The organism is Gammaproteobacteria bacterium, assembly GCA_040183005.1.
GTDB lineage: Bacteria > Pseudomonadota > Gammaproteobacteria.
Genome location: JAMPIW010000005.1, coordinates 93,986 through 106,780 on the forward strand (window position 1 = coordinate 93,986; position 12,795 = coordinate 106,780).

The window sequence follows — 12,795 nt, forward strand, 5'->3', positions numbered from 1 at the left end:
GTGGATGCCACCGGACTGCTGACACTTTCCGCCGCGCGCGCGGCGCGCATGATCGCGCTGGCGCAGTTGGATGCCGCTGTTGCTGCATATGGGCGGTTTGATAATCCAGACGATCCGGAGGCGTTGCATGATTTCCGTGTGGCGTTGCGCCGGTTACGCAGCTGCATGCAGACCTACCAAGATGTACTGTCGGACACCCTCTCAAAAAAGAGCCGGAAGCAACTGCGGCGGTTCGCACGGGCCACTAATGAGGCACGTGACGCCGAAGTGCGGATCGAGTGGCTGCGGTCTCAAGAACACCACCTGCCGGCACGCCAGAGGATCGGCTGGTTGTGGCTGCTGGAGAGACTGGAGGCGCGCAAGGCCAAGGCTTATGATGAAATACGCGCGCGGGTGATCAAGGATTTTTTGCGCCTTGAACCGAAACTCCGCAAACAACTTCAACGCTATACCGTTGCGTATGACTTGCATGGCCAGATGCGCGAACCCCCATTTACCGAAATCATCGGTAAACAAATTAAACAACACAGTAAAGAGCTGGAACAGGATCTGTGGCGCGCGGCCTCTTCCACCGATATGCAAACCCTCCACAACACCCGGATCCAGGTAAAACGCCTGCGCTACCTGCTGGAGCCTATGCAGGAAGAGATTAAGGACGGCAAGCAGATCATCAAAGAGCTTAAGGGGCTTCAAGATCTGCTCGGCGACCTTCACGACGCACACCTGCATGCACAGGAAATCACACTAGCGGTGGAAACGGCCGCAGCCGGGCGGGCACGCCGCTTGTTGGAAATTGAGCTTGGCGACGAGACTGACCCGGCCCGTCTGCGGGCAGAACAGCGGCGCAATGAACATGCCGGACTAGTCACGCTCGCCCGGCTTGCAAAGGCACGCACGGAGACATTATTCACCGAGATTACGGCCCATTACCTTGATGACGGCGCACAGGCGCTTGTGCGGCGCATCACTCGCCTGGGGCAGAGCCTGCTTGAAAAGGCGCGCGGCGTTAAATAGGCATGGTAAAATCAAGTACCATGTCCACCCCTCCACAAGAAATAAAAGCCATCGCTGACGTGCCGAATAACGCCCCCCCGCAAATCGTCGCAGCCATTGATCTCGGCTCCACCAGCTTTCACTTGGTCGTAGCGCGCATCATGAACGGCCAGATCCATGTCGTTGACCGTTTACGCGAAATGGTAGTGCTAGCCTCGGGACTCGATCAGAAAAACCGACTAGGGGAACCCGCCCAGAAACGCGCCCTGGAATGCCTGGCACGCTTCGGTCAGCGCCTGCGCGACATGCCGTCTGGCAGCGTGCGCGCCGTGGGTACCAACACCCTACGCGCCGCCTGCAATGCCGGCGACTTTCTGGAGCGTGCGCAAAGCGCGCTGGGACACCCTATCGAGATCGTCGCCGGCCGTGAGGAGGCGCGGCTTATCTACCTGGGGGTGTCGCACAGTCTGCCGCTACAGAAGGGGCGGCGTCTGGTGACGGATATCGGTGGCGGCAGCACCGAGTTGATCATTGGCGAGGGTTTTGAGCCGCTGCAAATGGAAAGCCTGCACATGGGCTGCGTGAACATGAGTCGCGCCCATTTCCCCGATGGCGCGATCCGCGCCCGTGACATGCGACGCGCGGAAATCGCCGCGCAGCTTGAGCTTCAGCCGATTCAGGCACAATACCGCCGGACCGGCTGGCAGAGCGCCGTCGGCGCGTCGGGCACCATCCGCGCGGTCGATAGGATAGTGCGCGACAAGGGATGGAGCGACAAAGGCATCACACGGCCAGCGTTGCGCAAACTCCGCGACGCGCTGATCGATGCAGGTCATGTGCAACGCCTACGCTTGGACGGCCTGAGCAGCGAGCGCATAGCGGTGTTGCCCGGCGGCGTGGCGATCCTGCTTGCAACAATGGAGACGCTGGATATCAAGTGCGTACAAGTTGCCGACGGCGCGCTGCGCGAAGGGCTGTTATATGATCTGATGGGCAGAATACAGCATGAAGATGTGCGTGAAACCAGCATCCAGGCGATGATGGCGCGTTACCATGCGGACACCGCCCAGGCCGCCCGCGTCGAACGTACCGCGCTCGCCTGCCTCTCCCAGGTGGCGCGGGACTGGGGCATCGCCAGCGAGGAACATGCCCACTTACTGAGTTGGGCCGCCCGCTTGCATGAGATTGGTTTGGCGGTCGCCCACAATCAGTACCACAAACATGGCGCGTACCTGGTGGAAAATTCCGATCTGCCGGGATTCTCGCGCCAGGAGCAGGCACGGCTGGCGGGATTGATCCGTGGTCACCGGCGCAAGTTTCCCATGGCGATATTCATGCAGTTGCCCGCCTCTCAAATAGATCAGGAGTGGCGCTTATGCACCCTGCTACGTCTTGCGGTGCTGCTGCACCGCAGCCGCGCCGACGCCGCATTGCCGGATTTCAGGCTGACGGCGGGGCGACGCTCCTTACGTATCCAATTCCCCTCGGCATGGCTGGCCCAACACCCCCTCACCGAGACCGAGCTGGCCGGGGAAGCCGCCTATCTGGCTGCGGCCAACATCAAACTGGAATTTTCTTAAACCTATAAACGGAAACCATCGTGTCACCATCCACCCCAACGCTGCGGCGCGAACCCTCGCTAGGCTCCACGGAGGACGATATTCTCGACGCCCCACCATTGCACGAGCAACACCTGCACATGTTGCGCTATCTTGCGCCGTACAGCGAATTGCTGGTGGTGATCGGCGGCAAAGAGAGCGGAAAAACCGCCCTGCTGGAGCAACTCCTGGACTCGGCCTCCGAATCATGGCGCGTATGCCGCATCGACGCCACACCCATGCTGGACGAGGATGACATCCTCGCCACACTCAGTTCAGAATTCGGCCTGCGTGTTAGCAAGACACAAAACCGCGAGACGCGTCTGCGACTGTTGGGCGAGCGTCTGCGTGAGATGAGACTGGACGCACATCGCCCGATACTGGCGATAGACAACGCCGATCAACTGCGTGAAACCGTGCTCATATTGCTGGCGCGCATTCTTGAGACGGGCGACGACGGCCAGGGATTATTGACTATCATCCTGTTTTGCCAGCCGCAGATCGAACCCATGCTCGCCACCCCCGCACTTGCGCCCTTGCGGCAACGCATGGCGCACGCCTTCTACCTTACTGCTTCGTCCAGCAGTCAGAAATCCTCGGCCAATCCATCAAAAAGGGGAAAGAAGGCGCTATGGCTAACGTGCATCGCGATTACTCTGGCAGCAGCTGTATTGCTATTGCAGAACCAGATCAACACCTCGTTCGACACTCGCCCCCCGGAGGGAAGACTGCGCGCTGCCCTTCAGGGTAACAGCCCCTCCTCGCCCGCATCGACGGCAACCCTCGCGCAAAGCAAGGCCATACCGCTAGAGATCCCGCCATTACACCCCACCCTCTCCACGCAACAAAGAGAGGCGGCACTGGCGCAACTTGCGAACGTGGACGTTCAGGCCAAGGAGGCTGGGCTCAGCGTAAATAATGCGCTGCCCGCGCCCACGCCTGAACCCGTGCCTGCACCTCCCAGCGAAAAAGCGCCCACCAATATTGCTCCTTCCGCGCAATCAGATCACAACGCAGTTGCAGTGCCCGCAAAAAAAGAAATCACCGAAACGACAACCGCACTTAAAAATGACGACTGGCTGCGCGCGCAGAACCCCAGCTACTACACCCTTCAACTTATGTCGATGAAAACCGAAGCACCATTGAAGGAATTTACCGCAAACCATCCTCTCACCACGGAAACCACCTACTTCCGCGCAAACCGCCTCGGCGAGACACGGCACGTCTTGCTCTCCGGCATTTATCCTACCCGCGCCCAAGCCGAACAGGCGGCAAAAGACCTCACGAAACTAACCGGTATCTCCCCCTGGATACGCAGCATCGGCAGCATCCAGGACGACCTAAAAAAACCCAGGCCGTAGCAAGTTCATCCTATTGGCCGGGCACGCAAGCGGCTATCTGACACACAGCCGCTTGCCGCACACCCAAAAACCCACCAAAAGCACATGGGATTTGTACCAGCACACCCGCATTGAACCAAGCGCCGTGCGCTAGTATACTCAGATTCATTTCCCCTGCGATTTTGCAGGGGACGGCTAACTCGCGATCCAGAATTGAATGCCTAATAAAGTGAACCATAGAGACAACGCAAACCCCGGCCTGTACCGTCCATCTTTTGAAAAAGACAACTGCGGCTTCGGCCTAATTGCACAGATGGATGGCGTGCCCAGTCACTGGCTGGTGCAGACCGCCATCAGCTCGCTGGCCTGCCTGACCCACCGTGGCGCGGTTGCCGCCGACGGCAAGAGCGGCGATGGCTGCGGCCTGTTATTCAAAAAGCCCGCCGCTTTCCTGGAGGCACAGGCCAAAGAACAGGGTTTCAAACTGACGCCGCGCTATGCGGTAGGCGTAGTGTTTCTGAACCGTGACCCCGCCCTCGCCAGCCAGGCACGCCACAAGCTTGAATCTGAGTTGGGCGCCGAAGGACTGAAAGTGGCGGGCTGGCGCCCTGTGCCCGTCAATCCCGTGGCCTGTGGAGAGGAGGCGCTGAAGAGCCTGCCGGTCATCGAACAGGTGTTCGTCAATGCTGCGGATGCCATGGATGACGCCACGTTTGATCGTCACCTTTTCATCGCGCGCCGCCGCACCGAAAAGGCTATCGAGTCGCAGGACAAAACTTTTTACGTCACCAGCCTCGCCGCAAATGTGATTTCCTATAAGGGCCTGGTGATGCCGGCCAACATGCCGGTCTTTTACCTGGATCTGAATGACGAGCGCTTTGCCTCCGCGCTGTGCGTGTACCATCAGCGTTTTTCCACCAACACCTGGCCAGAGTGGCGGCTGGCCCAGCCGTTCCGCTTTCTTGCCCACAACGGCGAGATCAACACCGTGCAGGGCAATCGTAACTGGGCGCTGGCGCGCGGCAACAAGTTTGCAACGCCGCTGATCCCAAACATGGAGAGCATCCAGCCGCTGGTGTCGACGAGCGGTTCCGATTCGATGAGCCTCGACAACATGCTGGAAGTGCTGCTTGCCGGCAACATGGATCTGTTCCGCGCCATGCGTCTGCTGGTGCCGCCGGCCTGGCAAAACATCGAGAGCATGGACCCCGATCTGCGCGCTTTTTACGAATACAACTCCATGCACATGGAACCTTGGGATGGCCCGGCGGGCATCGTGATGACCGACGGCCGCTACGCGGCCTGCGCCATGGACCGCAACGGCCTGCGCCCGGCGCGCTATGTGATCACGCGCGACCGGCATATCACCCTGGCCTCGGAGATTGGCGTGTATGACTACTTGCCAACTGATGTAGTCAGCAAAGGACGCCTGAAGCCTGGACAAATGATCGCCGTGGATACCAGCACCGGAGAGCTGCTGCTGCCCGAGGACATCGACCAGCGCCTGAAAGAGCGGCACCCCTACCGGCAATGGCTAAAAGACCATGTCCAGCATCTCGATTCAACGCTGCATGGCAATGATCCCGGCATTGAGTCCATGGATACGGCCACCTTGCAGGTTTACCAGAAGTTGTTCCAGGTGACCTTCGAGGAGCGTGACCAGGTACTGAGCGTGCTCGCCGAGGCAGGCCAGGAGGCCGTAGGGTCTATGGGTGATGACACGCCGATGGCGGTACTGTCACAACAGGCGCGCTCGCTTTATGACTACTTCCGCCAGCAGTTCGCCCAGGTCACCAATCCACCCATCGACCCGCTGCGTGAGCAAATCGTGATGTCTCTGGAAACCTGCCTGGGCCGCGAAAAGAACATGTTCGAAGAGACCGCCGCGCACGCAGCACGTCTACAAATGGATTCGCCGGTGCTATCCACTGGCAAGTTCCAGCAGTTACTTGTGCTGAATGACCCGGACTATGCCCATGAGCGCATCGACCTGAATTACCCCCAAAGCCTGGATCTACGCAGCGCCATTGAGGCAATCTGCGAGCGTGCGGTGGCCGCCGTACGCGCGGGCAAGGTAGTGCTGGTACTGTCGGACCGCGACATCACCAAAGACACGCTGCCCATCCACGCCCTGCTGGCGACCGGCGCGATACACCATCGCCTGATCCGCGAAGGGCTACGCTGTGACAGCAACATCGTGGTGGAAACCGCCACCGCACGCGACCCGCACCAGATAGCGGTGTTGATAGGCTATGGCGCGACAGCGGTTTATCCCTATTTGGCCTATGAGTGCCTCCACGACCTCATCCGCACTGGAGAGATTGTCGGCAAAGACTCCGCTAAACTGGCCGAGAATTACCGCAAGGGCATTAATAAGGGCCTGTACAAAATCATCTCCAAGATGGGCATTTCCACCATCACCAGCTACCGTGGTGCGCAATTATTCGAAGCGGTGGGGCTGCATGACGAGGTAGTAAATCTGTGCCTCACGGGTACCGTGAGCCGCCTGCAAGGCGCTGGCTTCGACGACCTGGAGGCCGACCAGCGCCAGCTTGTGCATGATGCCTGGCTGCCGCGCAAATCCATACAGCAAGGCGGACTGCTCAAATATATCCATGGCGGGGAACAGCACGCCTACAATCCGGATGTGATACAGACCCTTCAGTCGGCGGTAAAGACCGGCAGCTACGAGACCTATCTGGAATACGCGCGCCTGGTTAATGAGCGCCCGGCGCTGACCCTGCGTGATTTGCTGATATTGAACCCCGATGCCGCGCCTATTCCGGTCGACGAAGTGGAATCGATAGAAGACATCCTGCCACGCTTCGACAGCGCCGGCATGTCGCTCGGCGCCCTGTCGCCGGAGGCACACGAGGCGCTGGCCATTGCCATGAACCGCCTCGGCGGACGCTCCAATTCCGGCGAAGGCGGCGAAGACCCGAAGCGTTACGGCACGGAGAAGATGTCCAAGATCAAGCAGGTTGCTTCGGGCCGCTTTGGCGTAACCCCTTCCTACCTGGTGAACGCCGAGGTCCTGCAAATCAAGGTCGCCCAGGGCGCCAAGCCCGGTGAGGGCGGACAATTGCCTGGCGACAAAGTCAATGACCTCATCGCCAGGCTGCGTTTTGCGCGCCCCGGTGTAGCGCTGATCTCGCCGCCACCGCACCACGACATCTACTCCATCGAGGATCTGGCGCAATTGATCTTCGATCTCAAGCAGGTCAATCCTCAGGCGCTGGTGTCGGTTAAGCTGGTGGCAGAGGCGGGAGTAGGCACCATCGCGGCTGGTGTCGCCAAGGCCTATGCCGACCTGATCACCATTTCCGGCTATGACGGAGGCACCGGCGCAAGCCCGCTGACCTCAATCAAATACGCCGGATCCCCGTGGGAACTGGGGCTTACCGAAGCCCATCAGGTACTGCGCGCCAACAATCTGCGTGCCAAGGTACGCTTGCAAACCGATGGTGGCCTGAAAACCGGCCTCGACGTGATCAAGGCCGCGATTCTCGGTGCCGAAAGCTTCGGCTTCGGCACCGGCCCTATGGTGGCGCTGGGCTGTAAATACCTGCGCATCTGCCACCTCAACAATTGCGCCACCGGTGTAGCCACACAGAACGACGTGCTGCGCCAGATTCATTTTATTGGCCTACCGGAAATGGTGATGAACTATTTCCGCTTCCTCGCCCGCGAGACACGCGAATGGATGGCGAAGCTCGGCGTGCGGAACATGGCGGACCTCATCGGACGCACCGACCTGCTCCGCATCATCGAAGGCGAAACCAATAAACAGCGCAAGCTTGATCTAACGCCCATCCTGTCCAACGGCGGTGTGGCGGCGTCCAGCCCACAATACTGCCAGTCAGAAAAAAATGCGCCTTTCGACAAAGGCGAGCTGGCGGAACAGATGGTAGAGGATGCGCTGGAGGCCATCGTGCACAAGCGCGGCGGCACGTTCAGTTACGCGATCCGCAATATCCACCGTTCCATCGGCGCGCGCCTGTCCGGCGAGATTGCGCGGCGCTATGGCGACAAGGGCATGGACGGCGCACCCATCACCATCAAGTTGACAGGGTCAGCAGGCCAGAGTTTTGGCGTGTGGAATGCGGGCGGCCTGAACCTGATACTGGAAGGCGACGCCAACGACTATGTGGGCAAAGGCATGGCGGGCGGCAAAATCGTCATCTATCCAACGCATGGCACCACATTCAAGAGCAACCAGACCACTATTATCGGCAATACCTGCCTGTATGGCGCCACTGGCGGCAAACTGTTCGCGGCGGGCCTGGCAGGCGAGCGTTTCGCGGTGCGTAACTCCGGAGCCCTTGCCGTGGTGGAAGGCGTGGGCGACCACGGCTGTGAATACATGACCGGTGGCGTATTGGTAGTGCTCGGCCCCACCGGCCTCAACTTCGGTGCGGGCATGACGGGCGGGTTCAGCTATATCCTCGACAGTGACAACAGTTTTGTCGACCGCTACAACCACGAGCTGGTCGACATTCACCGCATCGGCACCGAAGCGATGGACGGACACCGCAATTACCTGCGCCGCCTGATCGAAGAATTTGTCGCGGAGACAGGCAGCGCGTGGGGACAAACCTTACTGGATGACTTCAGCGCCTATATTGACCGCTTCTGGCTGGTCAAACCCAAAGCCGCTGAACTGGAAACGCTCCTTGAAACCTTGCGTAACGCAGCGTGACAAGGTACTGAAAAAAACAGACGTAGGGTGCGTCCCACGCACCACCCTGCCTGCATCGCAACGATGGTGCGCGCGGCGCACCCTACGAAATTTTGATTGCATGATTGGTTTTTGAAATGACAAAGAATTTCGAGTTTTTAGAAATCCCGCGCCAAGACCCGGCAAAAAAGCCTGCGGCGGTGCGCATCCATGAGTTTGGCGAGATCTATGGCCAGTACGACGCCAAGGCCGCCGCCGCCCAAGCCGGACGCTGTCTGGGCTGCGGCAACCCCTATTGCGAATGGAAATGCCCGGTTCACAACTACATTCCAAACTGGCTGAAACTGATCGAAGAAGGTAACTTTTTCGAAGCAGCAGAGCTCTCACACCGCACCAATTCACTGCCCGAGGTATGCGGACGGGTCTGCCCGCAAGACCGTCTGTGCGAAGGTGCCTGCACCCTGAATGACGGCTTCGGCGCAGTGACCATCGGCTCTATCGAGAAATTCATCACCGAAGAAGCACTCAAACGCGGCTGGAAACCTGACATGTCAGGCGTGGCCGCCACCGGCAAGCGCGTGGCGATCATCGGCGCGGGCCCGGCGGGCCTGGGCTGCGCCGACATACTGGTGCGCAACGGCGTACAACCGATAGTATTCGACCGCTATCCCGAAATCGGCGGCCTGCTCACCTTCGGCATTCCCGAGTTCAAACTGGAAAAAGAAGTAGTAAGGACACGACGCGCGCTGATGGAAGAAATGGGCGTGGAATTCCGCCTCAATATTGATATCGGCAAGGATATTACCTTCGAGAAATTACTCGAAGAGTACGATGCCATATTCCTCGGCATGGGCACTTACAACTCCATGAAGGGCGGCTTTCCCGGCGAAAACCTTTCGGGCGTCCATGAGGCCCTGCCGTTTTTGATATCCAACGTCAATCGCAATTTAGGCCTAGAAAAGGACGAGTCCAAATTCGTCAGCATGGCAGGGCAGCGCGTGGTTGTACTGGGTGGCGGCGATACCGCGATGGACTGCAACCGCACCAGCATCCGCCAGAGCGCCGCGAGCGTCACCTGCGCCTACCGCCGTGACGAAGCCAACATGCCCGGCTCAAAACGCGAAGTCGCCAACGCCAAGGAAGAAGGCGTACAGTTCCTGTGGAACCGCCAGCCCATAGAGATCATCGGCGAGATCGTCGGCACAGAACGGGTGACCGGCGTCAAGGTGATTACCACCGAACTCGGCGCACCTGATGCGCGTGGGCGCCGCAGTCCGCAGCCGGTGCCCGGCTCGGAAGAGATCATTCCTGCGGACTGCGTCATCATCGCCTTCGGCTTCCAGCCCAGCCCTGCGCCATGGTTCAGCGATTTCAACATCGCCGTGGACGAACGCGGCCGCGTCAAAGCGCCCGCACGCGGCAAGTTCAAACATCAGACCACCAATCCTAAGGTCTTCGCCGGCGGCGACATGGTGCGCGGTTCAGACTTGGTGGTGACCGCGGTGCATGAAGGCCGTGAGGCGGCGCAGGGGATTTTGGATTATCTGGGTGTTTAAATCTAACAACGCTGCCCAAAGAAGCGGTCAAGTACCTCTTCCAGGATTAAATATTTCTATGCGCCTTGGCGCCTTTGCGTGAGTAGCCTTTACATGTCTGAATTGAAAAACGACCGTTTCCTCCGCGCCCTGTTGCGCGAACCTGTAGATGTCACCCCGATATGGATGATGCGCCAAGCGGGGCGTTATCTGCCTGAATACCGCGCCACCCGCGCGCGCGCCGGTTCTTTTATGGATCTGTGCACCAACCCGGAGCTGGCCTGCGAGGTCACATTGCAGCCACTGGAGCGCTTCCCGCTCGATGCCGCGATCCTGTTTTCCGATATCCTCACCATCCCCGATGCAATGGGTCTGGGGTTGTACTTCTCCGAAGGCGAAGGGCCACGCTTTGAGCGTCCGGTGCGTACCGCTGCCGATGTCGCTGCACTGGGTGTGCCCGACCCGGAAAGCAATCTGCGTTATGTCATGGACGCAGTACGGCTGATACGCCGCGAACTGCATGGCCGGGTGCCGCTGATCGGTTTCTCGGGCAGCCCATGGACACTGGCCACCTACATGGTGGAAGGCAGCTCCAGCAAGGAATATTCAAAAATTAAAGGCATGATGTTCGATCAGCCCACGCTGCTACACAAGCTGCTGGATACCACGGCGCAGTCGGTCACCACTTACCTGAACGCGCAGATCGCTGCCGGAGCACAGGCGGTGATGGTGTTCGATACCTGGGGCGGCGTACTGACCCCGCGTGATTACCGCGAGTTTTCGCTGCGCTACATGGAGCAAATCGTCCACGGCCTGCAACGCGAAAGCGAAGGCCGCCGCGTGCCGGTGATCCTGTTTACCAAGGGCGGCGGGGCCTGGCTGGAAGCGATGGCCGATACAGGTTGTGATGCATTGGGCGTGGATTGGACAACAGACCTCAGCGATGCGCGCTCACGAGTAGGGGATCGTGTCGCCCTGCAGGGCAACATGGACCCCTGCGTGCTGTATGCCTCCCCCGAACGGATCCGCGCCGAGGTGGAAACCATCCTCGCCAGCTACGGACATGGCTCCGGCCATGTGTTCAATCTAGGCCACGGCATCCACCAGCATGTGGACCCCGAAAACGCACGGGTATTCGTCGAGGCCGTACACGAACTAAGCCCTCAATATCACAGGTAATTTTTTTCACCCCAAGAGGGCGCGGAAAACCGAGACCTTCTTCCTCGGCGCCCCCTGAGTCCTCTGGGGCCAATTCTCAATGGAAACGACCATGAATTTTGAACCACTCCGTGAGATGGAATCCTTTAGCAACGAGATGTTTACCCGCATCGTTGCCGTGCAGCAAAAAGAACATGCCTGCTGGAATCCCGCCCTGCCCTTCGCCGAACGCATCAAAGGCCTGCCGTTATACTCATTGATCTTCAGCAATCCGGATCGAAATGCAGCGACTACCGGCCCGACAATTGCCTACTACTACCCACTGCGTAGCGAAATGCGAAAAATCGCCCATTATGCGCGTCAGGTAGCCGCTCAACCCATTGCTTGCGACCTGAACTGCGGTAATGGCTTCATCGGCAGCCTGCTGGCGCGCGAGGGCGTCAGCGTGATTGGCGTGCGCGATCCCGCCACCAAGCCTCACCAGATTCCCGACTTCCATGACACCAACGGTTACGAGGTGCGTAACCAGCCCATCAGCGACATCGACTTTCCCTTCGATGTCGCCTTCTGCTCCTGGATGCCGTCAGAAATCAACCTGACCCCCGAGATTCTGCAACATTCGCCAAAACTGATTGTCTACGTCTACACGGATCACATCGACGAATCCACAGGCAAGCGGCAGACCGGCACCGCCGAGGCGTTCACCCAACTGCCGCCGCGCTACAAGCTTATCGACGAATGGTCCGTGACACGGCAGAACGACATGATGCACGAAATATGGCCCGAGCTGTCGGCAAGCATCGAAGAAATCCGCCACGTCAGGATCTACGCCGACGAACCCTTCCATGGCATCAGTCTGCGTGGATACACAGAAGCCGCCAAGGGATATGATTGGGAACGCGACATGGAGATGACTTTGCTGGCGCTGGCCGCGAAAGAACACCTGCGCTCCAGAGGGATTGCCGTCTAATTCTTTTTACAATTCAACCATGGATTTCAGGAGGTCCGGTGACAATGGAGAAAAAAACCCTCTCCGCCGGGGTGATTGTTATCCGCCGCGAAGAAAACAAAAAGTGGTATCTATTGCTGCGCGCCTACCGCAACTGGGACTTCCCCAAAGGAATGGTCGAGGCGGGTGAAGAGCCACTGCAGGGCGCCATCCGCGAGGTGGAAGAAGAAACCTCACTAAATAACTTGACATTTACCTGGGGGAACAGCTATCAAGAGACACCGCCTTACGGTCGCGGCAAGGTGGCGCGATACTACGTCGCTGAAACCCGGCAGGCCAATATCACCTTGCCGGTAAATCCCGAGCTGGGACGCCCGGAGCACGAAGAATATCGCTGGGTAACTTACCAGGAGGCGCGTGGCATGGTGGCTCCACGTGTACTGTCTATTCTTGACTGGGCGTGGACCCTGACCTCGTAAAAGCACCGTAAGAGCGGATAGATGCGTGTCTGGACACTGCCAGATTGATCCTGGCCAACAGCCGT

General features: G+C 59.0%; 8 protein-coding genes. All 8 read left to right on the forward strand.

All coding sequences use genetic code 11. The features are described 5' to 3' along the window. A complete protein-coding gene (locus tag M3A44_05665; GenBank protein MEQ6341141.1) occupies nt 1–1,014 on the forward strand; it encodes a CHAD domain-containing protein in 1,014 nt (337 codons plus the stop codon). A 2-nt stretch (nt 1,015–1,016) separates the two neighbouring features. After that, nucleotides 1,017–2,573 (forward strand): exopolyphosphatase, encoded by a 1,557-nt coding sequence (ppx, locus tag M3A44_05670; protein MEQ6341142.1) that lies wholly within the window; start codon nt 1,017–1,019, stop codon nt 2,571–2,573. Nucleotides 2,574–2,593: 20 nt separating this feature from the next. Next, on the forward strand, nt 2,594–3,952 hold the full coding sequence (locus M3A44_05675; protein ID MEQ6341143.1) for an AAA family ATPase: 1,359 nt from the start codon (nt 2,594–2,596) through the stop codon (nt 3,950–3,952). 208 nt (nt 3,953–4,160) lie between these two features. Further along, entirely contained in the window at nt 4,161–8,630 is a 4,470-nt protein-coding gene (gene gltB / locus M3A44_05680; protein ID MEQ6341144.1) for a glutamate synthase large subunit, read from the forward strand. 116 nt (nt 8,631–8,746) lie between these two features. Next, the gene (locus M3A44_05685) at nt 8,747–10,165 is read left to right on the forward strand and encodes an FAD-dependent oxidoreductase (GenBank protein ID MEQ6341145.1); all 1,419 of its coding nucleotides are present in this window, start codon (nt 8,747–8,749) and stop codon (nt 10,163–10,165) included. Between the two features lie 93 nt (nt 10,166–10,258). Beyond that, entirely contained in the window at nt 10,259–11,323 is a 1,065-nt protein-coding gene (gene hemE / locus M3A44_05690) for a uroporphyrinogen decarboxylase (GenBank protein MEQ6341146.1), read from the forward strand. Between the two features lie 91 nt (nt 11,324–11,414). Then, nucleotides 11,415–12,272 carry a hypothetical protein gene (locus M3A44_05695; GenBank protein MEQ6341147.1) on the forward strand — a complete coding sequence of 286 codons (858 nt, stop codon included), beginning with the start codon at nt 11,415–11,417 and terminating at the stop codon, nt 12,270–12,272. Between the two features lie 44 nt (nt 12,273–12,316). Then, nucleotides 12,317–12,730, forward strand: coding sequence for an NUDIX domain-containing protein (locus M3A44_05700; protein ID MEQ6341148.1), 414 nt, complete (start codon nt 12,317–12,319; stop codon nt 12,728–12,730). Nucleotides 12,731–12,795 lie beyond the last annotated feature (65 nt).

Coding starts and splice junctions, on each gene's coding strand:
- M3A44_05695 (MEQ6341147.1), top strand. CDS start 11,415: ATGAATTTTGAACCACTCCGTGAGATGGAATCCTTTAGCAACGAGATG.
- M3A44_05700 (MEQ6341148.1), top strand. CDS start 12,317: ATGGAGAAAAAAACCCTCTCCGCCGGGGTGATTGTTATCCGCCGCGAA.
- hemE (MEQ6341146.1), top strand. CDS start 10,259: ATGTCTGAATTGAAAAACGACCGTTTCCTCCGCGCCCTGTTGCGCGAA.
- M3A44_05685 (MEQ6341145.1), top strand. CDS start 8,747: ATGACAAAGAATTTCGAGTTTTTAGAAATCCCGCGCCAAGACCCGGCA.
- ppx (MEQ6341142.1), top strand. CDS start 1,017: ATGGTAAAATCAAGTACCATGTCCACCCCTCCACAAGAAATAAAAGCC.